Genomic DNA, 24,352 nt, shown 5'->3' on the forward strand with positions numbered 1-24,352 from the left:
CTAGTCCGACGGCAGCGCGGCACACCAGACGTCGGTGATCGTGTCGATCGCACCCTCGCGATCGGCCGACCACCCGCGCACCATCCAGGTGTTCAGGAACAGCTCGAGTCCACTGATCAACAGCAGCGCCCGGCGCTCGACCTCCGCGTCGTCGAAGCGCTGCCACAACTCGTCGTTCGCGGTCAGCGCCGAGACGAACCGGCGGTGGTAGTCCAGATAGAAGTCGTCGAACCGGACCAGCCCCGCGGATTGGACCCGCAACTTGTCGATGCTCGCCTCCCACGCCTCGACGACCCCCACGACCCACTCCCGGATCGTCGGACGTGACCAGTCGGTGAGCCGACCGAAGTCCCGGTACAGCGCCTCGGCTCGGTCCCACACCTCGACGACGACGGCCTGGACGATCGCGTCCTTGCCCGGAAAGTACGAGTAGAGGGTGGCCCGACTGGCGCCGGCCGCCTTGGCGATGTCGTCGATCGTCGTTTCCCGGAAGCCGCGCTGCCCGATCAGGCGGGCCGCGGTGTCCATCAGATGTGCCCGACTCTTCCGCTTCTGCAGTTCACGCAGCGACAGTTTCTCGTCGGGTTCGGTTTCCATACTCGCAGTCTAGTGTCCGTGCGCAATTGTCTGTGACCGCCCTTACACTCACGCCATGGCCGTCGAAGTGACTCGCGCGCAGGTGCTCTCGTACCGCTGGCACGCCCAGCAACTCGACCGCGCCGCGGGCGTCGCGTCCGGACCCACCGACTGCGACATCCTCGACCTCGGCATCCAGAACACCGGCCCGGACGGCGCCGCCTGGGCGCTGCTCCTGCGCGGCACGCCGCCCGGCACGACGGACGACCTCGCGCTGGCGTGGACGCTGCGGGCCGCGCCGCACTGCTACCGGCGCGCGGACCTGCCCGCGATCGCGACGGCCACCGCCCCGCTGTCGGACGCCGACGCGGCCAAGCGCATCTTCGACGCGAACCGCCCCTTGAAGGCCGCGGGGATTCCGACGCTGGACGCGCTGCGCGCGGTCGCCGACGAGATGCGCGACATCGTCCGCGAGCCCACCGTCAAGGGCGAGATGTCGGCGGCGCTCACCGCGCGGATGGGCGAGCCCTATCTGCGGTTCTGCCGCCCGTGCAACGCGACGCACATGTACGAGATGCCGTTCCGGCTCGCGGCGCTGCAGGCCGGTCTGGAACTGCGACCCGACACCTCGCCGCCCGTGCTGGAACGCATTCCGGGCTGGCGCGGGAAACCGTACGCCCGCACCGGCGCGGACGCGGACACCCGCTTCGACGTGATCCGCGGGTACCTGCGATTCTTCGGCCCGTCCGAACCGAAGGCCACCGCCGGATACATCGACGCCCCGGTCAAGGACGTCAAACAGCACTGGCCGGACGACGCGACGCCGGTCTCGGTCGAGGGCGCGGAGCGGTGGATCCTGCCGGCCGATCTCGACGCCCTGCGCGATTCGCCCACCGACGACGGGGTGCGGCTCCTCGGCCCGTTCGACCCCTACCTGCAATTGAAGGACCGGGAGCTGCTCGTGGCCGACGAGTCGCGACGCAAGGCGCTGTGGCCGACGCTCGGCCGACCGGGAGCGGTCGCCGTCGGCGGGGAAATCGTCGGCCTGTGGCGGCCGCGGACCTCGGGGAAGAAGTTCACCGTCGAGGTGACGCCGTGGACGCGGCTCACGAAGCCGGTGCGGGGCGGGATCGAGCAGCAGGCGCAGGTGCTGGCGGACTTCCGCGGCGTGACGCTCACGGGCATCGTCGATCGGGACTGACGTCGGCCCGGCGCTGGGTCAGCTCAAGGACACGTGCCAGACCAGGGCCGCGGCAAGGGCGCCGACCCCGTTGAGCGACCAGTGCAGGGCGATCGGGGCGAGCAGGCTGCCGCTGCGGCGGCGCAGCCACGTGAAGACGAAGCCCGCGGCCGCGGTCGCGGCGACGGCCCCGGCGATACCGAGCGCCTGCCCGAGCGGACCGCCGCCGAGGATCGCGCTCAGCCCCTCGTTGCCCGAGGTCAACCCGAGCGACGACGCGATGTGCCACAGACCGAACAGTAGGGACCCGGCGGCGAAGACGCCCCGCGCGCCCGAGACGCGGGACAGGGTGCCGTGCAGCACGCCGCGGAAGGCGAGCTCCTCGGGGATCACGGTCTGCAGCGGGATGACGATCATGGAGGCGACCAGCGCACCGGAGATGGTGGCGTACCGATCGGCCATGAAGAACTGCCGCGTGATCGGGAGCGCCACGCCGATCGCGACGACCGCGAGAACGATGCCGACCGATGCCAGCGCGTACACCGTCCCCTTGCGCCAGTGACGCGGCGACAGACCCAACTCGGACCAGCCCAGACCACGACGCCGGGTCAGCCCGACCAGGATCACCGCCGCGATCGGCACGGTCGCGATGCTCGCCCAGATGGTGGTGAAGTGGGCGATCATGTTGGTCGCGACCAGCACGACGACGACCACAGCGACGTCCAACCACGCATGCGCGGCACGGATGCGGTGAATACCCGTCGTCGACACGGCGCCGGCGTTCGCGGTTGCGAGATTCATGCGGTGCGCATCCCCAGTCTCTGCGATCAACCCGACACCGAGAGAACACAGATCGTTATCCGTCCGTTACCAATCTCGAGAGTACGCCTCCGTGCGTCGGCGGCGTGTGGTGAACTCGCCCACACCCCTCGCACGGTCACCTTCGATGCTACGGCGCCCCGCCCCGCCCCGGTTCGGACGAGTAAACCAACGCCGTTAGCCTGAGTACGAACTTCACAGCCCCGTGTTCAGGAGAGATGATGGCCGAATTCCTCTACGAGGACCTGCTTCCGATCGGTGAAGACCCCACCGAGTACCGGCTGCTCACCACCGAGGGGGTGTCCACGGTCGAAGGACCCGACGGCCGCACCTTCCTGAAGGTCGAACCCGAGGCCATGCGGCTGCTCACCGAGACGGCACTGCACGACATCTCGCACTACCTGCGCACCGACCACCTGAAACAGGTCGCCAGCATCCTCGACGACCCCGAGGCATCCAACAACGACAAGTTCGTGGCGCTGGACCTGCTGAAGAACGCGAACATCTCCGCGGCCGGCGTGCTGCCGATGTGTCAGGACACCGGCACCGCGATCGTCATGGGCAAGCGCGGCCAGCACGTGCTCACCCCCGGCGACGACGAGGAGTCGATCGCCCGCGGCGTGTACGACGCGTACACCAAGCTGAACCTGCGCTACTCGCAGAACGCTCCCATCACCATGTGGGAGGAGAAGAACACGGGCAACAACCTGCCCGCGCAGATCGAGCTGTACGCGGACACCGCGAAGGGCCACGAGAACTCCTACAAGTTCCTGTTCATGGCCAAGGGCGGCGGATCGGCCAACAAGTCGTACCTGTACCAGGAGACCAAGGCCATCCTGAACCCGGACTCGATGATGCAGTTCCTCGAGGCCAAGATCCGCTCGCTCGGCACCGCGGCCTGCCCGCCGTACCACCTGGCGATCGTCGTCGGCGGCACCTCCGCCGAGTTCGCGCTCAAGACGGCGAAGTACGCGTCCGCGCACTACCTGGACGAGCTGCCCACGGAGGGCGCGATCACCGGCCGCGGCTTCCGCGACCACGAGCTCGAGAAGCAGGTCTTCGAGCTCACCCAGAAGATCGGCATCGGCGCGCAGTTCGGCGGCAAGTACTTCTGCCACGACGTCCGCGTCATCCGCCTCCCCCGCCACGGCGCCTCGCTGCCCGTCGCGATCGCCGTCTCCTGCTCGGCGGACCGCCAGGCCAAGGCGAAGATCACCCCCGAGGGCGTCTTCCTCGAGCAGCTCGAGTTCAACCCCGGCCAGTTCCTGCCCGAGGTCACCGACACCCAGCTCGACTCGGACACCGACGGCGTCTCGGGCACCGGCAAGGGCGCGGCCGTCAAGATCGACCTCACCCGGCCGATGCCGGAGATCCTGGCCGAGCTGTCGAAGCACCCGGTCAAGACCCGCCTGTCGCTGACCGGCCCGCTGGTCGTCGCGCGCGACATCGCGCACGCGAAGATCAAGGAGCGCCTGGACGCCGGCGAGGAGATGCCGCAGTACCTCAAGGACCACCCGGTGTACTACGCCGGCCCCGCCAAGACCCCCGAGGGCATGGCGTCGGGCTCGTTCGGCCCCACCACCGCCGGACGCATGGACTCGTACGTCGAGCAGTTCCAGGGGGCGGGCGGCTCGATGATCATGCTGGCCAAGGGCAACCGCTCCAAGCAGGTCACCGACGCGTGCAACGCGCACGGCGGCTTCTACCTCGGTTCGATCGGTGGCCCGGCGGCCCGTCTGGCGCTGGACTGCATCAAGAACGTCGAGATCGTCGAGTACGAAGAGCTCGGCATGGAGGCGGTCTGGAAGATCGACGTCGAGGACTTCCCCGCGTTCATCGTCGTCGACGACAAGGGCAACGACTTCTTCGCCCACACCGGCGAGGTCACCCTGACGATCGGCAAGCGCCCCGGCCTGTGAGCTGACGCACCGAACAACGAAGGCCCGGTGGAGTATTCACTCCCCCGGGCTTTCGCCGTCTTTGTCGGCTCCCTCGCCCCCGGTTCGATACCGATCCAGGCCCGACCCTTGCCAGCGACTTCACGGAGGTTATTGACTGGACCGTGCGATCGCCCACCGCCGTACACGGAGCGAGGTAGCTGATGTCGACCCACCGTGCAGTCCACGTCCAGTCCCCCGGCGAAGCGTTGAAACTCGTCGACGTCGAGACGACGTCCCCCGAGCCCGGGCACGTCCGCATCGCCGTCGCCGCGTGCGGGGTCTGCGGCACCGACCGAGGATTCGTCAGCGGCGGATTCCCCGGCATGTCCTGGCCGCTCACGCCGGGGCACGAGATCGCCGGAACGATCGCCGAACTCGGCGCCGGCGTCGACAACTTCGCCGTCGGCGACCGTGTCGCGGTCGGGTGGTTCGGCGGGCACTGCGGCAAGTGCATCCCTTGCCGCAAGGGGACCTTCATGTACTGCGAGAAGCTGCAGGTGCCGAGCTGGCAGTACCCCGGTGGCTACGCCGAGTCGGTGACGGCCCCCGCCAACGCCCTCGCCCGCATCCCCGACGGCCTCTCCTTCGCGGAGGCGGCGCCGATGAGCTGCGCCGGCGTCACCACCTACGACGCCCTCCGCAAGACGAAGGCGCGGCCCGGTGACCGCGTCGCCGTCGTCGGGGTCGGCGGACTGGGCCACCTCGGCGTCCAGTTCTCCCGGGCAATGGGATTCGAGACGATCGCCGTCGCCCGCGGCGAGGGCAAGGCCGACGACGCCCGCCGGCTCGGCGCCCACCACTACGTCGACTCCACCGCGGGCGACGTCGGGTCGGCGCTGCAGGCGCTCGGCGGCGTGTCGGTGGTCCTGGCGACCGCCGCGAATTCTCGAGCGATGGCCGACACCGTCGGTGGGCTGATTCCGTTGGGCGAGCTGGTGATCATCGGCGTCACGTCCGATCCCCTGCCGATCAGCCCGCTCCAGCTGATCACGCCGGCGCTGAGCGTGACCGGTCACGCCTCCGGCACCGCCCGCGAGGTCGAGGAGACGATGCAGTTCGCGGTGCTGTCGGGGGTGCGGGCACAGATCGAGGAGCGCCCGCTGGCCGAGGCGGCAGAAGCGTTTGCCCGGATGGACGAGGGGCGGGCGCGGTACCGCATGGTTCTCACCATGTGACCGAGGGACGGCGCCGTCACAGCACGAACGGAATGAGTCTCTTCGTCCGGTCCATGTACCGCCGGTACGGCTCGCCGAGTCCCTCGACGAGCACCCGCTCCTCGTGCGGAATTCGGACGACGTACGCGGCGGCGAGCGCGAGCACCGTGAGCGGCGCAAGCCAATTGGTGTAGGCCACAGTGAATCCCAGCGCGCACACCAGGGCGCCGGTATAGGAGGGATGCCGGATTCGGCGATAGAGCCCAGTGTCCACCACCCGCTGTTCCGGCGTGGTCTGCACGCGAAACGTGAACGACGACCCCAGCTCGTGGACGGCCCGCAGCCGCATCGCCTGTCCCGCGGCGGCCACCGCCAGGCCGCCCCAGAAGAACCACCAGGCGCCGGTGGTGATCACCGTGGCGCGGGAAAAGACGGCCACCGCCGCCCCACCGATGTAGACCGTCGCGAGGCCGAGTCCCAACGCGATGCCCGACCAGGCGTCGTGTGTCGAGCCCGAATCCGGGTGCGTGCGGCCGATCCGGTACTCGGAGAACAGGAAGGCGAGGAACGCGAGCGCGAGCACCACCGCCGCGACCGGGTCGGTCGCGAACAGTGGGAGGGGCGATCCCGAGTCAGCCACCGGCCGCGGCCATTCGGCGTGCCCTGCACTCCGTCATGCTCCGAGTGTGCCGCGTGCGACCCACCCCCGCCGGCCGAATGTCACACACGTTCAGTCCAAGTGACCGAATGTGACATTCGGCCGGTCACTCCCGGACCACACCGGCCTCGACGGCCGCGGCCCGGTACGCCTCCGCCAACGTGTCCACGGTGTCGTGGGCGTTCAGTCCGCTCGGGTTGGGCACCACCCACAACTCGGCGCCCTCGAAATCCCCCGCCTGGCGGCCCTTCACGGCCTTACGCACGCCGAACGCGGCCCGGTATGCGGTGATGCCGGCGACCGCGACCACGCGCGGGCGCAGTTCGGCAACCAGGCGGCGCAGGCGCAGACCGCCGTCGCGCAGTTCCTCGGCCGTCAGTTCGTCGGCCCGAGCGGTCGCGCGCTGGGCGAGATTCGTGATGCCGACGCCGCGCGACACCAGCAGGTCCCGATCGGCGTCGGACATTCCGGCCGTGGGATCGATCGGGCGGTCGACGATGCCGGCGCGCAGTAGCGCCGGATAGAAGCGGTTGCCGGGCCGGGCGAAGTGGGCGCCGGTCGCCGCCGTCCACAGCCCCGGGTTGATCCCGACGAACAGCAGGCGGCAGCCCGGACCGATCAGGTCGGGCACCTCGGCGTCACGGAACGACTCCAGTTCGGCACGGCTGAATCCCATGGGAACAGCGAACCCCATGGATCACGCAGCGGACAAACCGTCAGGAGCGCGCGGCACCCTCATAGGCCGCGCGGATGACTCCGATGTCGAGCTTGCGCATCTCGAGCATCGCCTGCGTGGCGCGCTGGGCGCCCGCCGGGTCGGAGCCGCCGATGTAGGACCCCAACTGCGCGGGAATGATCTGCCACGACATTCCCCACCGGTCCTTGAGCCAGCCGCACCGGCCCTCTTCACCGCCGTCGGCCGTCAGCTGGGACCAGTACGCGTCGAGCTCGGCCTGGTCGGCGCAGCTGACCTGGAAGGAGATCGCCTCGTCGAACGTGTATTCCGGCCCGCCGTTGAGGATCGTGAAGGCCTGCCCGTCCAGCTCGAACTCGATGGTGAGCGCGAGACCCTCGGGGCGGTGCATGCCGGGCCCGTAGCGGGAGATGTTCCGGATCTTCGAATTCTTGAACACCGAGACGTAAAAGTTCGCGGCCTCCTCCCCCTCGGTGTCGAACCACAGGCACGGGGTGATCTTCTGCATCGTCGGTTCGTCCTTCCGGTCGTTCGTCGTCGAGACGTGCTCTGTCGGGATAGACCGTGGCGGCATTGGAGACGGATCAGCCGCCGATCGCGAGCGTACGACGATGCGGCGGTAACCGCCCGGAACGCGGCCGCTCCGGCGGTAGATTGGGACGGGAACGGACCCGTGCATCGTCGATCGCCGAGGGGGTTCACATGTATCAGGTTCCCGACATGACGGGCCGATACGTCGTCGTCACCGGCGCCAACAGCGGCACCGGCAAGGAGGCCACCCGCCGGATGGCCGCGGCGGGCGCGCACATCGTGATGGCCTGCCGCACTGCGAGCAAGGCCGAGACCGCGTGCGCGGAGATCATGCACGAGATCCCGCAGGCCCAGCTGGAGATCCGACGGATCGACCTCGCCGACCTCGGGTCGGTGCGCGAGTTCGCCGCCGGCTTCCTCGACGACGGCCGCCCGCTGGACCTGCTGGTCAACAACGCCGGCGTGATGTCCCCGCCGGAGCGGTTCGAAACGGTCGACGGCTTCGAGTTGCAGTTCGGCAGTAACTTCCTCGGACCGTTCGCGCTCACCAACCTGCTACTGCCACTGCTGCTGGACGCACCCGCCCCTCGGGTTGCCACCATGACCAGCGGCACCGCGCACTACGGGCGGATCAACTTCCGCGACCTGCATTCGACCCATCGCTACAGTCCGGCGCTGAGCTACGCCCAGTCCAAGCTCGCCGACATGCTGATGGCGCAGCACCTCGCCCGGATCGCCGACGAACGCGGCTGGAACCTGCTGAGCGCGTACGCACACCCCGGCTACACCCGTACCAACCTGCAGACCGCTGGAGCGAGCCTGGGCCGGGACAAGCCGCGCCACAGCCTGTTCTCCGGAAGCGACCGCACGATGCTGCCCTCCCAGGACGTCCAGCACGGCGTCGAGCCGCTGCTGTACGCGGCGACCAGCCCCGGTGCCGTCCAGGGCGGCTACTACGGCCCGGGCGGACGTATGGGCCTGATCGGGCCGACCCGGAAGTACGAACAGCCACGCAGCTCGCGCGGCGTCGACCTGGCGTCGTCCCTGTGGGCGGTCGCCGAAAAGCTCACCGACACAACACTTCCCTACTGAGAAGTCCACACGGACGAACAGGACGCATACAATGACGAACGGATGGGAACCCATGACCGACCGCACACCCGCCGCCACCGTCACCACCCCGGGTGAGCGCGGCCTCCACATCGAACGCACGCTGAACGCTCCGCTCGACCGGGTCTGGGAGGCCTACAACGAACCGAAGTCGATCGCGCAGTGGTGGGGCCGCGGGAACAGGCTCGACATCGAGACATGGGAACCCGAACCCGGCGGGCACTGGCGGTTCGTCGAACACCACGACGGTCGGGCGGATGGTTTCGAGGGACGATTCCGGGAGATCAGCCCGGAGAACCGCATCGTGCGGTCGTTCGAGTGGGACGGCATGCCGGCGCACGTGTGCATCGAGGCCACGGAATTCGTCGACCTCGGCGACGGCCGCACAAAGGTGGTAATCGACTCGCTGTTCATGACCGCGGAGGACCGAGACGGCATGGTCCAGTCGGGTATGGAGGAGGGCATGAACGCGAGTTTCGCCGCGCTCGATGCCCTCCTCACCCGAATCGCCTAGCAGCCGATCCCGCCGCGGCGCCCACATCCTGGACGGGCGTCCATCCTTCTTTTCGCAAACCGGCGTGTCCCGCATCCCCCTGGGCTATATTTCGGCCGCATAACAGTCAGTCAACCGGCCTGCCCTGGAAGGGTCCGCAATGAACCTCAACCTCATCTCGCTGTTCCCCGCGCTGTTTATCGACAGCCTCCTGGACTTCGGCAGCTCGTTCCACTTCAGCCTGTAACTTCCGCAGGTTCCGTTTCAACCGAGTTCGCGGCGGCTACGTCCCCTTGACATTGAGGATCTGCCGCAACTCGTGCCGCACGTCCACGAGATCCCTGGCGTCGTCCATCACCACGTCGATGTCCTTGTAGGCGTCGGGGATCTCGTCGACCCACGCGGCACCGTGCCGGTACTCGATCCCCTTCATGCGCCGGGCCAGGTCGTCGACCGTGAACCGCTTACGCGCCTGTGTGCGGGAGAACCGGCGGCCGGCGCCGTGCGGGGCGGAGCACAGTCCTCGGGCGTCGCCCTTGCCGACCACGATGTACGAGCGGGTCCCCATCGAACCCGGAATCACGGCCGCCACGCCCTCGTGCGCGTTCACCGCCCCCTTCCGGGTGAGCCAGACCTTCTCGCCGTAGTGCTCCTCCTGCTCGGTGTAGTTGTGGTGGGAGTTGATCCGCTCCGCCTCGACCACCGGGGCACCGATCCACTCACCGAACAGCTTGCTGAAGCGGTCCATCATCTCTGCCCGGTTCAGCAGCGCGAACCGCTGCGCCCAGCGCAGTTCCCGGATGTAATCCCAGAACTCGGGCGCACCCTCCGCCAGGTAGGCGAGGTCCCGGTTCGGCAGCTCGATGTGCCATGTCCGGCACAGCTTCTGGGCGATCGCGATGTGCTTCTGCGCGATCTTGTTCCCCACCCCGCGGCTACCGGAGTGCAGGAACAGCCACACCCGGTCCTGCTCGTCGAGGCACAGCTCGATGAAGTGGTTGCCGCCGCCCAGGGACCCCAGCTGCTCGCGCCACTTCGGGGAATGAGACAGATCGACGCCGTCCTTCGCGGCGCGCTCCTCGAGTTCGGCGATCTTGGGCTCCGCGAACCACTTTCCGAGCGATGCGGTGAGGTTGTAGTGCCCCGGGGACAGCGGGATCGCGTGTTCGATCCGCAACCGCAGCGCATGCAGGGTCCGCCCCTGCCGCTCGGCGCGCTCGACGTCCGCGAGCGTGAACTGCGTTCGCGCAGCGATCATTCCGCATCCGATGTCCACGCCGACCGCCGCCGGGATCACCGCACCGCGGGTGGGGATCACCGTCCCCACCGCCGAGCCCTTGCCGACGTGGGCGTCGGGCATCAGCGCCACGTGCGGGTACACGAACGGCATGGAGGCGGTCTCGCAAGCCTGGGCGAGGGTTCCGTCGTCGATGTGGCTGGCGAAGTTCAACAGGTTGTGGCCGTGCTCGGTGGGGGTCACTATCCTTCTCCGGTCGTGGACATCGGCGCGGGGATCGCCCGCGTCGCGTCCGAAAATGGTTGGTACCACAACCGTATTGCGATACCGGGACAAAGCAAACGAATAATCGTCCGTTGCAGTTCAATGGGGTACGACGATGTCGTACCCCAGAGGACGGTGGTGGCAGTGACGGACTGGACCAACGAGAGTGGCGCGTCGGCGCTGCGGCGATTCGCTCCCGCCGTCGCGGCCACGCTCGACCGCCTCGTCGCGCTCGTGCCGGTGGTCGGTGACGGCCCGCTCACCACGCAGGCCCGACAGGCGTGCGCGGTGACCCTGTCGCTGCCCGCCCTGCCGTACCCCGAGCCCGCTCCGTCGGCACCGGACGCCCCGTCGGCGGCGCTCGCGTTCGCCGAACAGTTCTGCGTCGACGTGTCCGGAATCGACGACGGCATGCGGACCGCGCTGGCGAGGGCGCTCGGGGACCGGACCGGCGTGTTCGTGCAGGAACTCTACGTCGCCGACTGGGTGCCGCGCGTGCGGGCGGGGCTCGACGCCCTGTTCGGGGCACCCGAGCCGGCGTGGTCCGTCCCGACCGTCTGGGACACCACCGGCGAGCCCTGGCCGCTGATCCAACGCACGCTCGTCGAGGTCGCCCGCGTCCGTGAGCTCGACCCGGTCACGACCGAGGTGGTGCGGCTGCACCAGGCACGCCAGCACAACTGCCGACTGTGCAAGTCGCTGCGCAATCGCACCGCGATGATGTCCGGCGGTGACGAGAGCCTCTACGACGCGATCGACGACTTCCGTCGCAGCGACCTGTCGCCGCGGCACAAGGCAGCGCTCGAGTGGGCCGACGCCCTCACGTGGCAGCCCGGACACCTGGATCCGCGGGTCGCATCGGATGTGCGCGCACACTTCTCCCCCGCCGAGGCGGTGGAACTGGTGATCGACATGATGCGCAACTCGTGCAACAAGATCGCGGTCTCGACGGGGACCGACCAGGCCAACGTCGACGACGGCATCGAGGTCTATGACGTCAACCCCGACGGCAGCGTGGACTTCGGTCTGGCGCTACCCGGCTGACAGACCTCGCGCGGCCGCGACGCCATTGCCAGGCCCCGGCGACGGGAGGAAGGTGAAGTGAGGAACGGGACCGGTGGCGCCACCGGGGCGCCGCCTCGAGCAAAGGAAGTTGATCGTGTACGCGCGTTCTACAACCATTCAGGCGCATCCCTCGTTCATCGACGCCGGAATCAAGCACATCCGTGACACCGTGATGCCGGCGCTCGCCGACATCGAGGGCAGCGCCGGACTGTCACTACTGGTCGACCGCGACTCCGGGCGCTGCATCGCGACCAGTTCGTGGATGGACGAGGACACTCTCCGTGCGAGCGAGGCGCCCGCCATACACCTTCGAGATCAGGCCACCGAGGTCTTCCACGGCACCGCGCACGTCGAGCGGTGGGACATCGAAGTCCTGCACCGCAACCACACGTCCCGCGTGGGCGCCTGCGTCCGCGCGACCTGGTTCAAGGTCGATCCCGGCAAGATGACGCATGCTGTCGACGTCTTCAAGCTGAGGTTGCCCGCGATGGAAGGCGCTGACGGATTCTGCAGCGCGAGCCTGATGGTCGACCACTCGGCCGGACGGGCGGTGACCTCGGTGACGTTCGACAGCGTCGAACAGATGCGGGCCAGTCGCGCGCAGGCCGAAACGGCCCGGACCGCTTTCCTCCGCGAGGCCGGAGCCGAGCTACTGGAGGTGTGCGAGTTCGAGCTCGCGATCGCGCACCTGCACGTGCCCGAGATGGTCTGACCGTCGACATACCGACGTGAGCGGCCGTCCTGGGTTCAGGCGTACAGCCGCTCGACGAAGGCGTTCAGGTTCTCCCGCACCCGCTCGGTCTTCTCCTCCTCGGAGAGGTCCTCGCGGTACCGGCTGCCGAGCGCGGGCCGCTTCCTGCCCCGCGCATACAGCGAGCACGCAAGATCGATGCACATGTAGATGCCCACCGAATTGCCCGCGCGTCCGGACTCGCCCACCTTGTTGGCGGTCATCAGCGCAACACCACCGCGGCTGTGCGTCGTCAGGCAGATCGCGCACATCTGGGACTTGCCGGACCCGTTCGGTTCGAACCGCATCGCGATGCCGACCGGCCCGTCGTCCCGGGGCACCACCACGTATCCGCGTCCCGGGAACGACGAGTCGGTCCAGCCGAGGAAGTCCAGGTCGTCCCAGGGCCGGTCATCGAGGTCGCGAGGCGCCGGCAGGCGCTTGGCGTCGCCCTTGGAGCAGTTGACGAACGACGCCCTGATGTCGCGTTCGGTGATCGGATCCATGACCGGGCCGTCTCCTTCGATCGTTCGGGCCGCTGACCGCCGCCACGATACGACCGGATCTCGGGGACGGACAATCGGTTTTCCGGCCCGCCGGGAAGGTCAGGCGACCTGCAGCAGCCCCTGCCGCGACAGGATCGGCCGCACCCCCTCCCCGAACCAGTAGGCCTCCTCGACGTGCGGCTGGCCCGACAGCACGAAGTGCTCGACGCCCACCGCCGCGTACTCCCGGATCAGCGCCGCCACCTCGGCGTGACTGCCGACGAGCGCGGTGCCCGCGCCGCCGCGGACCAGCCCGTAGCCGGCCCACAGCCCCGGGTACACCTCGAGGTTGCGCAGGTCGGCGCTGAGCCCGAGCTGACGGCGCTGCCCCTCGGACTCGCTCTGCGCCAGCCGGGTCCGCGCCAGTTCGATCTGCGCCGGACTCATCCGGGCGACGAGCTTGTCGGCCTCGGCCCACGCCTCCTCGGAGGTGTCGCGGGCGATCACATGGGCGCGGATGCCGAAGCTCAGCGTCCGGCCGTGGGCCGCGGCGCGGCGGCGGACGTCGTCGATGAGCGCGCCCACCTTCGCCGGCGGCTCGGTCCACGTGAGGTAGGTGTCGACGTGCGCGGCGGCCACGTCGAGCGCGGGCTCGCTGGCCCCGCCGAAGAAGATCCCCGGCGCCGGGGACGGTGCGGGGAACGCCGCCGCTCCCTCGACCGTGTAGTACTTCCCGGCGAAGTCGTAGGGCGCCGCACCCCACGCGCCGCGCACGATGTCGAGGAACTCCCCGGTCCGCTGGTACCGCTGCTCCTTGGTGAGGAAGTCACCGAACCGCCGCTGCTCCTCGGCGTCGCCACCGGTGACGATGTTGAGCAGCAGCCGCCCGCCCGACAACTGCTGGAACGCGGCGGCCTGCTGCGCCGCGAGCGTCGGGGTGATCAGCCCGGGACGGAACGCGACCAGGAACTTGAGCGTGCTGGTCTCCCGGATGAGCGCGGCCGTGGTGATCCAGGCGTCGGGGCACCACGTCCCCGTCGGGGTGAGCACCGCCTCGAAGCCGAGCTGCTCGGCGGTCTTCGCGACCAGCGTCAGGTAGTCGAGCGACGCCGGACGGAACTCGGACGCCCGGCCCGACGCCTCCCGCGGTTCGAGCGCACCGATCACCTCCCGTCCGTCGCCGGAGGTGGGCAGGTACCAGTGGAAGTGGAGGGTCATGCTGGAATCCCTTCGAGAACACCGAGGTGAGCGAGAACTTGCTTGCGCAGGGCGACGACGTCGGGGTCGGCGCGCAGCCGCGGCCGCGGGACCGTCACCGCGACGTCGTGGGCGATCCGGCCGGCGTCGAGGACGAGCACCCGGTCGGCGAGCAGCACCGCCTCCTCCACGTCGTGGGTGACGAGGAGAACGGCGAACCCGTGCCGCTTCCACAGCCGGATCAGCAACTCGTACGCCGTGATTCGGGTCAGCGCGTCGAGCGCCCCGAACGGTTCGTCGAGCAGCAGCAGGTCCGGCTCGCGGACCAGCGCACGGGCGAGCGACACGCGCTGCGCCTCACCGCCGGAGAGCGTGAGCGGCCAGGCGTCGACGCGGTGGCTCAGGTTCACCTCGCCGAGGGCGTCGATCGCCCGCTGCTTGCCGTCACGGTCGGCGAGGCCGAGGGAGACGTTGCGGTGCACCCGCTTCCACGGCAGCAGCCGCGGCTCCTGGAACGCGACGGCGACCGAGCCGTCGACGTCGATGCGGCCCTCGTGTCCGCGGTCGAGCCCGGCGATGGCGCGCAGCAGCGTCGACTTGCCGGATCCGCTGCGGCCCACCAGCGCCACGATCTCGCCGCGACGCAGCGTCAGGTCGATGCCGTCGAGCACGACGTCGGCTCCGAAGACCCGGCGCACGCCGCGGGCGGCGACGACGGCGTCGCTCACGCGCCCTGATACGTCTTGCGCCATGTCAGCAGCCTTCCCTCCAGGGCCCGCACGAGCGCGTCGGTCGCGAGACCGAGGAACGCGTACACGAGCAGGCCGAAGATGACGATGTCGATGCGGAAGTAGATGCGGGCGTTGTTGACGAGGTAGCCGAGTCCCGCGTCGGCGTTGATCTGCTCGGCAACGATGAGCGCGAGCCACGCCACCCCGAGCGACAGCCGCAGCCCGGTCAACGCCTGCGGCAGCGCCCCGGGCAGGACCACGTGCGCCGCGAGCTGGAACTTGCCGAGCCCCAGGGTCTCCGCGGCCTCGATCAGCTTGCCGTCGATGCTGCGGATCCCCGCGAACAGGTTGAGGTACAGCGGGAACATCACACCGAGGGCTACCAGGAACACCTTGGGCTCCTCCCCGATCCCGAACCAGATGATGAACAGCGGGATCAGACCGAGGAACGGCACGGTCCGCAGCATCTGGATCGGCGGATCGATCGCGAGTTCCACGATCCGGGAGAACCCGGCCAGCACCCCGAGCAGGACCGCGACCGCGACGCCGAGCACCACCCCCAGCAGCACCCGCTGCACCGAGACGGCCAGCGCGTCCTGCAGGCTGCCGTCCGACCACAGCTCGGCGGCCGCCGAGATCACCTGCGCGGGCGAGGCGAGCGTCTTGTCCGACACCAGTCCGGCGCTGCTCACCACCTGCCACAGCACCAGCAGCACCAGCGGGGAGATCAGTCGCAGCAACGGCTTCCACGAGCGTCCCGGTTGCTTGGCGCGTTCAGGTGCGGCAGCGTCCGTCGCGTCGACCTGTGGCAGGCCCTTGGTCAGGACCGCGGTCATTTCGCACCCGCCTGGATCTGCTGGTTGAACCGGGCGTCGAACCAGTTGCCGGCGACCGGGGCCTGCTTCAGCAGTCCCGCCGCGGCGAACAGGTCGATCAGCTTCTGCTGCTTCGCGATGCGCTGGTCGTCGATCGGAACGTACGAGCCCTTCGACGTGTCGAAGGACGCCGCGGCGACGTCCTGCGGGAGCTTGGTCAGCTTCGCGAAGATCGGCACCCACGCCTCGGGGTGCGCGTCCGCCCACACCTGGGCGCGGGCCAGGCGCTGGAAGAAGTCGGCGAGCGCCGCCGACTTCGTCGGGTCCGCGAGCGCGTCCGACGCGGCCGAGAAGTACGACTGGCCGGTGGTGACCTCGCTGCCGTCGGCGATCACCTTGGCGCCCGCGGTGTTCCGACCGATCGTCGCGTACGGGTTCCACACCGCCCACGCGTCTACCTGTCCGGAGGTGAAGGCGCTCAATGCGTCTGCGGGACCGAGGAACTGGAACTGGATGTCCGACACCGGCAGCTTCGCCTGCTCGAGCAGACCGAGCACCAGGCCGTGCGAACTCGATCCCTGGGTGACCGCGATCTTCTTGCCCTTCAGGTCGGCGATCGACGACGCCGTCGAGTTCGCGGGCACCAGCAGGAAGTCGTTGGTGCCGGTCCGCGCCTGCACCGCGACGATGCGGCCCGAGTTGCCGTTCGCCTGCGCGAACACCGGAGGCACGTCGCCGGTGCCCCCGGCATCGATCTTGTTGGCGCCCAACGCCTCCAGCAGCGGCGGTCCTGCCTCGAAGGTTGACCACTCGATGCCGTAGCCGAGACCGTCGAGTTCCCCGGCGGCCTCGAGCAGCGACTGGGTGCTCTTGACCTGGTCGCCGATTCGGAGCGTGACCCCGGACGTCGGGTTGCCGGCCGATTCGGACGATTCCGAGGCGCCGGAAGTGCTGCACGCGCCGAGTGTCAGGGCCGCGACGGCCGTGAGTGCGGTGAGGACGAAACGTGTTCGCGTCGAACGACGCATGGAAACCTCCGATACGTACGTGAGGAAATGCACGAGAAACCCGGCCTCGGTCGGGAGGACCGGCGGGATGAGATGAGAGAAGGGCCTGCTCAGTTCACGCGGGCCGACAACGTCAACAGGAGCGCGGACAGGGCACACACGTGCAGCACGCCGAGGTGGCGTGCCGGGGTGCCGGGGTTTCGACGCTGCCGAAGGTCATGCCGGAATCCTGGGCGCCACCGATCCGACCGTCAACGCAGGCGCGGACGCGTCTCCCCCGGCCGGACGGCCCCTGGGCACGGCGTTCAAGAGTTCCGATCACACGAGTTCGATCCGGTCGTCGCCGCGAACGAATCAGCGTGTCCGCGCGGCAAAACGGGGATTCCGCAGGATTGTGCTGCCTATACTCCCGCCATGCTGATCCTCGGGATGATCCTGTTCGGGTTGCTCATCGGCGCCGCCGCCCAGCTCGTCGTGGGCAAGTCCAAGGCCGGAATCGACTGGGGCCTGGCCTGTGCCGCGGGGGTCGGAGGGTCGTTTGTCGGCGGCCTGCTCATCAGCCTGCTCGCCGGCGACGGTCTCGCGCTCCGCCCGAGCGGCATCATCGGCTCGCTTGCCGGCGCGATCATCGTGACCGCCCTGTGGTCGTGGTGGAAGACGCGGGCTGCGTCGTCGGTGAGCTGAGCCGGACGCTCACCCCCGGCGCAGCACCTGGAGGTCCGGGCTGATCGGCAGACCGTTGGCGCACGGAACCGTGCAAGAGCGGTGCGACATCGGTCAGCGCATCCGGCCCTGTTCGCGCCACCGCGCGTTCGATCGTCTTGGCCTGGTCTGGTCGCAGCACGACGTAATGGCGGGCGATGCATGTCTGCTCGTCGGCCTCCGGCAGATACGGCGGAACGCCGCCGCTGACGATGGCGCGCCAGAAGTGGGGCTCACCGTAGCTCGACGTCTGCCGACCTGTCGCCGCAGTATCCGGGTGTTGAAGAACTGTGAGCGCGACACGCCAGCGCAACACAGTAATGGGCCGACTAGTCGTATTGATTACTCTCGTCCGGTTGTTTACTGTCTCTGACAATCGCTGAACTGTTCGCATTCATGAACAGGGACCGGCATCCGTGCCGTTTGCGGCTACACGGGGGGTTGCATCGGGAACTACGAAGTGCTGCCGCGCGACTCATCGATTCGAACGACCTCCCACGCGGGCGTGCATGACCGGCCGGGGCGTCGAACCGTGTCCATTACTCCCAATGAGGTGAGTGAAGAGTATGCCCAAGAACGCATTCCGTATCGGTTCGGCGGCGGCTGTCGTCAGCGTGGCGGCGCTCGTTGCGCCCGCACTGGCCGCCGCGTCGAACGGGCCGCTCGGTTCGAGCATTTCGAGCGGTTTATTCGGTTCGACCGTTTCGGGCGGGCCCCTCGGTTCGAGCGTTTCGGGTTCGCTCGGGTCGAGTGACTCGGGTTCGCTCGGGTCGAGCGGTTCGAGCGACGCGCCGGAAGAATCCAGGTGCGCGGAGCTTTCAACCGAAGCCACCCCCAACGGATGGGGCATCCCGTTCGACGATGAGAAGGAGCAGGTCGCCTTCTACACCGACGACGCCGTGCTCGACGACGACGGGTCCCTGAAGCTCGAGGTCGAGGATTCCACGGACAGGTCGGTCAGCTACCACGAGGCCGGCGGCATCAAGCTGTCCGATGCGATCGCGAAGGAGATCGGATTCTCGGAGCGCGCCGAGCACCCGACGGCCTCGTTCCAGTTGCGGCTGACCGGTACGTCCTCCGAGCACCCGAAGTTCGAGAACGGCTTCACGACCCTGGTGTGGGTTCCCGACGCTGACACGACCGACACCTCGAAGGGCGGCGTCCACTCCAACCTGCAGGACGGCAAGTGGTGGAGCACCTCGCCCATTGCCGGCGCTCCGAACCGTAGCGACCTCGTCCCGCTCGCCGACATCGCGGCACTCAACCCGGATGCAGTCGTCGACTATTACGGCGTGAGCATCGGCACCGGCTCAGAGGCCACCTCGACGCTGGTCGACAATGTGAAGTTCAACGGGTGCACGACCAACTTCGCCAAGAACGATCCCGAACCCGCGTCGGGCTCGCTCGGCTCACTCGACGTCTTCGGTTCCCTGGGCTCCGGTTCCCTCGGCTCCGGCTCGCTGGGCTCGGCCGACGCCTTCGGCTCGCTCGGCGCCGGTTCTCTCGGTTCGCTGGATACCGGATCGCTGGGGACCAACTCCGTGGACTCGGGGTCGCTCGGTTCCTGATCCGACGCAAAGCGTAAACGCCGCAATACCAAACCAACGGATTGCCACTTTTCGATAGGGCGTCGGACCACGCAGCTCACGGTCGACAACCCGAGTAACGTTGAAAGTCGTTGCCCCGCATATGTCGACACCGCCCGGCGAGGCGGCGTCCCGCCCGTCTGAGCTCAACCGCGACGCCACCGCCCGACACGCGTCGACCGAACCGGGCGCAACGCCGGTGGATTCGGCTTGGACGGCCGAGGACGGTTGTGGTGATGGATGCCGAGCATGTCCCTGTATTGATCGTCGGTGCCGGGGCGGGCGGGCTGGCAACGTCGGCGTTGCTCGTCAAGCACGGAGTTCGGTCGCTGCTGGTCGAAAAACGGCGCGAGATCTTCATCTACCCCAAGGCCCGCAACCTGAGCTTCCGCACTCTGGAGATCCTGCGTGGCCTGGGGCTGGCCGACGAGGTGCACGCGGTCGCCGAAGGCGTATCCGACATGGTCGTCAAGCCGACGCTGAACAGCCCTGTTCAGAAGCCGGCTCTCGGCGTCGCCGCGATCTTCTCTCAGTTCGACGAGCTGAGCCCCGAACCGTCCGCACAGTACCTACCGCAGAGCAGGCTCGAGCCGCTCCTGCTCGCGTACACCCGCGGGCACGGCAGCGAGGTGCGGTACGGGACATCGCTGTCGTCGTTCGAGCAGGACGACAGGGGTGTCACCGCGGTTCTGCACGACCTGGATTCGGGTACGGAGCACACCGCGCGAGCCGACTACCTGATCGCCGCCGATGGTGTCCACAGCCGCATTCGCGACACGCTGGGGGTGGCCACCGCCGGGTACGGCCCGATACCGATCTTCGTCGTCTTCGTCTACTTCCGCGCGCCCTGGCGACGGTTGGTTCCCGATTTGGGCGACGGTGACGGCGTTCAGGTCGAGAACTCCGATGTGGAGGGGATCTTCCTCGTGGCCCAGGGGGATCTCGGCATGTTCGTGACGACCTACTTCCCCCGCGAGGGCGAGACCGCCGAGCAGTTCACCGCGCAGCGTTGTCACGACATGCTCCTCGCGGCCATCGGTGAGCCGATGGAGGTGCAGATCGTCGACATCGCGCCGTGGCAGCCCCATGAGCAAGTGGCCGCCCAGTTCCAGTGCGGACGGGTCATTCTGGTCGGCGACGCGGCACACACCATGCCGCCGTTCAAGGCCGGGGGCGCCAACGCGGCCATCCAGAGCGCACAGAATCTGGCCTGGAAACTGGCCGCACTTCTCGACGGCACGGCCGGACCGGGGTTGCTCGCCACGTATCACGCCGAGCGGCACCCGATCGGGCGGTTCAGTGCCCGCCAGTCACTGACCGGGCCCGCGATGGCGTTCTTGCGGCTGGACGACGACCGACCGCAACTCCCAGCCGGCGAGGAGCGGCCGCTGTTCGACATGCTCGTCGGCTACCGGTACTGGTCGGCGGCGGTGGTGACCGACGAGCCCGCGCCGGACGACCCCGATGCCGTGTCACTGGTGGAGGAGTTGCGAGCACAACCGGGCACCCGGGTGCCGCATGTCTGGGTGCGGCGAGACGGGGAGCGCGTCTCGACGCTCGACCTGCTGGGTACCGGGTTCACCTTGTTGACCGCGGACGACGGGGTCGGCTGGTCCGTCGCCGCGGCCTCGACGTCGTCCGACCTGGGCATCCCCATCGCGGTGCACCGCATCGGCGCCGACGGCGATGTCGTCGACACCGACGGCGCCTGGGCGGCGGCCACCGGGCTGGCCCCGTCCGGGGCCCTGTTGATCCGGCCGGACGACTTCGTCGGATGGCGAGCGGACGAGATGCCGGCGGACCCCGCCGACGCGCTGGGGCGTGCGCTCTCGGCCATCCTCGCCCTGGGATGATGACGCACATGCCGATGCCCTCACCGCTGCCCGTCAAAGACGGGGTCGGACCGACGCGGCTGCGGGTCCCGACGTCCGGGCCGTGGGCGACGATCGCCGACTACGTCGTCGCGCGGTTCGACCACATGGACGCCGACGAGCTGTACCGGCGCTTCGACGCCGGGGAGATCGTGGGCGCCGAGGGCCGTCCGGTCGGTCGCGACACGGCGCTGGGCGATCAAGTGTTCATCTGGTACTACCGGGATCTGCCGGTGGAGGATCCGGTGCCGTTCGACGAGGAGATCCTGCACGTCGACGACGACCTCGTCGTGATCGACAAGCCGCACTTCCTCCCGACCACCCCGGGCGGGCGCTACCTGCGCGAGTCGGCGCTCGTCCGATTGCGGACCCGCCTCGACAACCCGGACCTGACGCCGATCCATCGACTCGACCGGGCGACCGCCGGACTGGTGATGTTCTCGCCCCGCCCCGCAACGCGCGGCGCCTACCAGTCGCTGTTCGAGAAGCGGCAGGTCACAAAGGTCTACGAGGCGGTGTCCGCACTACCGCTCGGGTGGGACCCGGACGCACCGACGCTCGCCGGGCACGCCGTCCCCGTCGTCTACCGCAACCACATCGAGTCGCGACGCGGCGAGCTGCGGGTCGTCATCGACGACGCCCGTGAGCCCAACTCCGAGACGATGATCGAGGTGCGCGGGACCGGCGTGAGCGCCTCCGGACGCGCTGTGCTGCACACGATCCTGCGTCCGCACACCGGACGCATGCACCAGTTGCGGGTGCATCTGGCGGCGCTCGGCGTCGGGATCCTGGGCGACCACTGGTATCCCGACCTCCTACCGGAGACGCCGGACGATCACTCCCTCCCACTCCAATTGCTGGCGCGAGAACTGGAATTCACCGATCCACTGTCGGATATGCCGCGACGGTTCGTCACCCACCGGACGTTGAGCGAGGCGCCCTTGTCAGGGCACTGAGCGGGCGCCACGCGTGCGTGCGACGGCGTGACGTCGGCGTCTCGGCGAAACTGCCCGCAATCTGTCCTGAAAGCAGTGCGCCCCAACCGAAACCGGTTGGGGCGCGCTTCACTGCTGTCAAGAACCAGCCGATCCGTTCGCAGCGGATCCGTTTGCCGACGATCCGTTGATCAGGGAACCAGCAGCAACGGAGCCACCGAGCGCACCGGCCGCCGAACCAACCTCCAGAGAGCCTGTCAGGGTGCGCGTCAGCGAGCCGAAGTCGAGTGAACCGGACAGGGATCCGGAGGAGAGGAAGCCCTCGTGCTGCGGCTTTTCGAGCGTCCACCCGCTGCACCCGCTGGTGATGAACACGTCATCGGTTTCTTCGATCTTCACCGTGGCCGGGCCCTTGGCCTTACCGGACGCGATCGTCTCCACTCGGAGCGGCTCGCCGCGACCGCGTACCCAGCTGCAGGTCTGACCGGCGGGCGCACCTTGGGTGGTGTAGATGCCGGGTCGAATCTGGCTGTTCACGAGGTAGACACCCCACCCCTCGGGGATGGTCTTGGATGCGGCGGAGGCAATTCCTGTGCCCCCGAGGATGATTCCTACCGATGCTGCCGCAACGACGCCGGCAGCGATGGACTTGCGCATTCCGTTTCCCCCTGGGTTCCATGGTCGCGTCCCGGAGACAGTAGTCGGCAGAACAGACCTATCGGGCTCGTTTGCGGGGTGAATTGCCGGGGTGAACGGCCGGCGTGTTCACCTGCCGTTTTGTGCTCGATTGGCGCGGTAACGCGCCTGTCACCGAACATCCCGCGCGCCACTCGCAGGTTCGGTGATTTGATCTTCAACTATCTCGCCCGATAGGTTCGCTACACGACTGTGCCATCAGCGCATCGAAGACCCCGCGCTACCCCTTGGTGCGGGGTCTTCTGCACTTCCCGGTCGAAATGGACGCGAGTACCGTCGACCCTGCGGCCCGGGCCGCACAATGCACGCGGTTCTCCGCGGTGCAGCGCGCTTCCAAATCGGGCCGTAGTCGGCGGCAGGCATCTTGCGGCAGGGATGGATGACCGCCGGCGATCGGGCGGCACCGTGTCCATCCGTGTCCCAAAGCGAACTGCACGGTGCCGTTCCGCCCACCTCGGAAATCAAGAGGCATCATCGGCCGCGCTCGCCGCCGGAGAGAAGAGGTCGACAGCGACCGCGCGTGCATGCACGCGGCCTGCAGACTTCCCCGGTCGTTTCGACGGCTCCACGGTCGGGTTCAGGCTACGATCCCCCGGACGCGCAGGCCGAGCGCGAGAGACTACTTGGGGGAGGTTCCGAGATGCCTGGTCGATCAGTCATGCCCGTGCGCAGGCCGACGAAGTTGGTTGTGGGCGTGGTCGCCGCGGCCGCCACTGCCGCGATTGCGGTGGGCGGAGCTGGTGTGGCATCAGCCGCTGATACCGGATCTCTGGACGTGAAAGGAACCCGGATCTTGGTGGACGGCGTCTACCGCGTCGGCTTCGACGTTCAGCCGGGGACGTACACGACGGCCGGCGCCTGGCCTGGCGGCCTGCTGCCCTGCACGTGGTCCCGCATCAAGGAGCTGCCTTTGGGCGGCATCGCCACGATTGAGCATGGGAATTCCTTTGGGCCGGTCACCGTCACGATTGAGCCCGGCGACGACGGATTCATAGCCACTGGCTGCCGATCGTGGAATCCAGTTGGTGGACCCGGCTCCGTCGATGCCGGATCGTTGGGTGGTTCACTCGACTTCGGGTCACTGAGTACGGGCTCGCTCGGCTCCTGACCGGTCTTTGGGGTTCCAGTAGCGGTGCATGCGGCGAGGAATGTGGTCCTGCGGGCTGCTTCTCCGCTGACGCCGCCAACTCCTCGGCCCTGACATGACGACAAGCCCCGCCCGCGCGGGCGGGTGCTCTCATCCGGTCCGGATCGCTGTCTTGGACTGTCTTCGTGCTGCTGCGGACGCCCTGCGGACGGGCTGTCGAAAATGCGTCAGCAACCCGCGGCGATGCCGGTGGCACCGAACACGAGCGCTCTGCGTCGAACTTCGATGTGCTCCGTTCCGAGCTGGGACCGAAGTATCCGCATCCGGCACCGTCCGAGGTCGGGGCGCGGGCAAACAGGGGGATGCACGTGAGATGCCCGGCTTCATTCCTACGGAGCCGGTGCCAACGTCCTGCGCGGTATGGCCGCCGCCGACAACGCGATCCCAGCGGCGAACCGCGCCTCCGGCCCCCGGCCTCAGCAGCTGTAGTCGTCGCGTTCGCCGGCGCATCAACAGGGCACAATCTGAAGCGCCCCACCACTCTAAGATGTCCACGTGACACCACCGCGAGGGCCTCTGACACGACAGACCCCACCGGAACGACGACCCTTACACTCCCAACCTCGGGCTTTCACGCTGACTGAGCGAAAACCCTTGTCGCGAAAGAAGAAGGGTCCCCTGAACTGCGACGAATGGGATCGTCTAGGGACAAATTCGTACCAGTTCGAGGAGCACCTTTCAGGTGCGCAAGTCTGGTAATAGCCACCGCGGTGTTCTCGACGACTCGAC

General features: G+C 68.4%; 24 protein-coding genes. 12 read left to right on the top strand and 12 right to left on the bottom strand.

From position 1 onward, the window contains the following. Positions 1-597 carry a TetR/AcrR family transcriptional regulator gene (locus tag ABI214_RS06410; protein ID WP_348607464.1) on the bottom strand — a complete coding sequence of 199 codons (597 nt, stop codon included), beginning with the start codon at positions 595-597 and terminating at the stop codon, positions 1-3. 55 nt (positions 598-652) lie between these two features. Between ABI214_RS06410 and ABI214_RS06415 the strand changes: the two genes are divergently transcribed. Next, positions 653-1,777: a winged helix DNA-binding domain-containing protein gene (locus ABI214_RS06415; RefSeq protein ID WP_348607467.1), complete on the top strand. Its 1,125-nt coding sequence runs from the start codon at positions 653-655 to the stop codon at positions 1,775-1,777. Between the two features lie 18 nt (positions 1,778-1,795). Here ABI214_RS06415 and ABI214_RS06420 read toward each other — a convergent pair whose 3' ends face one another. Then, entirely contained in the window at positions 1,796-2,557 is a 762-nt protein-coding gene (locus tag ABI214_RS06420) for a CPBP family intramembrane glutamic endopeptidase (RefSeq protein WP_348607470.1), read from the bottom strand. Positions 2,558-2,796: 239 nt separating this feature from the next. On the opposite strand from ABI214_RS06420, the gene ABI214_RS06425 reads away from it, so the two are divergent. Both ABI214_RS06425 and ABI214_RS06430 read left to right on the top strand, forming a co-directional pair. Next, complete coding sequence (locus ABI214_RS06425) at positions 2,797-4,494, top strand: fumarate hydratase (RefSeq protein ID WP_348611348.1); 1,698 nt, start codon at positions 2,797-2,799, stop codon at positions 4,492-4,494. A gap of 182 nt (positions 4,495-4,676) precedes the next feature. Then, complete coding sequence (locus ABI214_RS06430; RefSeq protein ID WP_348607473.1) at positions 4,677-5,690, top strand: alcohol dehydrogenase catalytic domain-containing protein; 1,014 nt, start codon at positions 4,677-4,679, stop codon at positions 5,688-5,690. Positions 5,691-5,706: 16 nt separating this feature from the next. Here ABI214_RS06430 and ABI214_RS06435 read toward each other — a convergent pair whose 3' ends face one another. From ABI214_RS06435 to ABI214_RS06445, 3 genes are all read right to left on the bottom strand, one after another. After that, positions 5,707-6,309: a methyltransferase family protein gene (locus ABI214_RS06435; protein WP_348607475.1), complete on the bottom strand. Its 603-nt coding sequence runs from the start codon at positions 6,307-6,309 to the stop codon at positions 5,707-5,709. A 124-nt stretch (positions 6,310-6,433) separates the two neighbouring features. Next, positions 6,434-7,003: a mismatch-specific DNA-glycosylase gene (locus tag ABI214_RS06440; protein ID WP_348607482.1), complete on the bottom strand. Its 570-nt coding sequence runs from the start codon at positions 7,001-7,003 to the stop codon at positions 6,434-6,436. A gap of 40 nt (positions 7,004-7,043) precedes the next feature. Beyond that, positions 7,044-7,529 (bottom strand): VOC family protein, encoded by a 486-nt coding sequence (locus ABI214_RS06445; RefSeq protein WP_348607488.1) that lies wholly within the window; start codon positions 7,527-7,529, stop codon positions 7,044-7,046. Positions 7,530-7,723: 194 nt separating this feature from the next. On the opposite strand from ABI214_RS06445, the gene ABI214_RS06450 reads away from it, so the two are divergent. Further along, entirely contained in the window at positions 7,724-8,644 is a 921-nt protein-coding gene (locus ABI214_RS06450) for an SDR family oxidoreductase (RefSeq protein ID WP_348607491.1), read from the top strand. 52 nt (positions 8,645-8,696) lie between these two features. After that, positions 8,697-9,176 (top strand): SRPBCC domain-containing protein, encoded by a 480-nt coding sequence (locus ABI214_RS06455; RefSeq protein WP_348607496.1) that lies wholly within the window; start codon positions 8,697-8,699, stop codon positions 9,174-9,176. Between the two features lie 262 nt (positions 9,177-9,438). On the opposite strand, the gene ABI214_RS06460 is transcribed toward ABI214_RS06455, so the two are convergent. Then, the gene (locus tag ABI214_RS06460; protein ID WP_348607503.1) at positions 9,439-10,635 is read right to left on the bottom strand and encodes an RtcB family protein; all 1,197 of its coding nucleotides are present in this window, start codon (positions 10,633-10,635) and stop codon (positions 9,439-9,441) included. 165 nt (positions 10,636-10,800) lie between these two features. On the opposite strand from ABI214_RS06460, the gene ABI214_RS06465 reads away from it, so the two are divergent. Continuing rightward, entirely contained in the window at positions 10,801-11,700 is a 900-nt protein-coding gene (locus tag ABI214_RS06465) for a carboxymuconolactone decarboxylase family protein (protein WP_348607507.1), read from the top strand. Positions 11,701-11,815: 115 nt separating this feature from the next. Next, positions 11,816-12,433 carry a hypothetical protein gene (locus ABI214_RS06470; protein WP_348607511.1) on the top strand — a complete coding sequence of 206 codons (618 nt, stop codon included), beginning with the start codon at positions 11,816-11,818 and terminating at the stop codon, positions 12,431-12,433. A 35-nt stretch (positions 12,434-12,468) separates the two neighbouring features. Here the strand turns inward: ABI214_RS06470 and ABI214_RS06475 are convergent, their stop codons facing one another. The 5 genes from ABI214_RS06475 to ABI214_RS06495 form a co-directional block, all read right to left on the bottom strand. After that, the gene (locus tag ABI214_RS06475) at positions 12,469-12,957 is read right to left on the bottom strand and encodes an FBP domain-containing protein (RefSeq protein ID WP_348607514.1); all 489 of its coding nucleotides are present in this window, start codon (positions 12,955-12,957) and stop codon (positions 12,469-12,471) included. 99 nt (positions 12,958-13,056) lie between these two features. Next, positions 13,057-14,154: an LLM class flavin-dependent oxidoreductase gene (locus tag ABI214_RS06480; protein ID WP_348607519.1), complete on the bottom strand. Its 1,098-nt coding sequence runs from the start codon at positions 14,152-14,154 to the stop codon at positions 13,057-13,059. Beyond that, positions 14,151-14,885, bottom strand: coding sequence for an ABC transporter ATP-binding protein (locus ABI214_RS06485; protein ID WP_348607523.1), 735 nt, complete (start codon positions 14,883-14,885; stop codon positions 14,151-14,153). The genes ABI214_RS06480 and ABI214_RS06485 overlap by 4 nt, the downstream gene beginning before the upstream one ends. Beyond that, on the bottom strand, positions 14,858-15,700 hold the full coding sequence (locus ABI214_RS06490) for an ABC transporter permease (protein ID WP_348607528.1): 843 nt from the start codon (positions 15,698-15,700) through the stop codon (positions 14,858-14,860). The genes ABI214_RS06485 and ABI214_RS06490 overlap by 28 nt, the downstream gene beginning before the upstream one ends. Beyond that, positions 15,697-16,707: an ABC transporter substrate-binding protein gene (locus ABI214_RS06495; protein WP_348607534.1), complete on the bottom strand. Its 1,011-nt coding sequence runs from the start codon at positions 16,705-16,707 to the stop codon at positions 15,697-15,699. Before ABI214_RS06495 ends, ABI214_RS06490 begins: the two co-directional genes overlap by 4 nt. A 393-nt stretch (positions 16,708-17,100) precedes the next feature. On the opposite strand from ABI214_RS06495, the gene ABI214_RS06500 reads away from it, so the two are divergent. The 4 genes from ABI214_RS06500 (at position 17,101) to ABI214_RS06515 (ending at position 21,801) form a co-directional block, all read left to right on the top strand. Beyond that, entirely contained in the window at positions 17,101-17,370 is a 270-nt protein-coding gene (locus ABI214_RS06500) for a GlsB/YeaQ/YmgE family stress response membrane protein (RefSeq protein ID WP_348607540.1), read from the top strand. A gap of 584 nt (positions 17,371-17,954) precedes the next feature. Continuing rightward, positions 17,955-18,956, top strand: coding sequence for a hypothetical protein (locus ABI214_RS06505; protein ID WP_348607543.1), 1,002 nt, complete (start codon positions 17,955-17,957; stop codon positions 18,954-18,956). Positions 18,957-19,210: 254 nt separating this feature from the next. Continuing rightward, the gene (locus ABI214_RS06510; protein ID WP_348607546.1) at positions 19,211-20,827 is read left to right on the top strand and encodes an FAD-dependent monooxygenase; all 1,617 of its coding nucleotides are present in this window, start codon (positions 19,211-19,213) and stop codon (positions 20,825-20,827) included. Next, positions 20,827-21,801, top strand: coding sequence for a pseudouridine synthase (locus ABI214_RS06515; protein WP_348611352.1), 975 nt, complete (start codon positions 20,827-20,829; stop codon positions 21,799-21,801). The genes ABI214_RS06510 and ABI214_RS06515 overlap by 1 nt, the downstream gene beginning before the upstream one ends. A 117-nt stretch (positions 21,802-21,918) precedes the next feature. On the opposite strand, the gene ABI214_RS06520 is transcribed toward ABI214_RS06515, so the two are convergent. Further along, entirely contained in the window at positions 21,919-22,437 is a 519-nt protein-coding gene (locus ABI214_RS06520) for a hypothetical protein (RefSeq protein WP_348607549.1), read from the bottom strand. Positions 22,438-23,218: 781 nt separating this feature from the next. Here ABI214_RS06520 and ABI214_RS06525 point away from each other — a divergent pair. Continuing rightward, positions 23,219-23,584, top strand: a complete 366-nt coding sequence (locus ABI214_RS06525) for a hypothetical protein (RefSeq protein ID WP_348607552.1) — start codon at positions 23,219-23,221, stop codon at positions 23,582-23,584. Positions 23,585-24,352: the final 768 nt, after the last annotated feature.

The organism is Prescottella soli (genome assembly GCF_040024445.1).
Lineage (GTDB): Bacteria > Actinomycetota > Actinomycetes > Mycobacteriales > Mycobacteriaceae > Prescottella > Prescottella soli.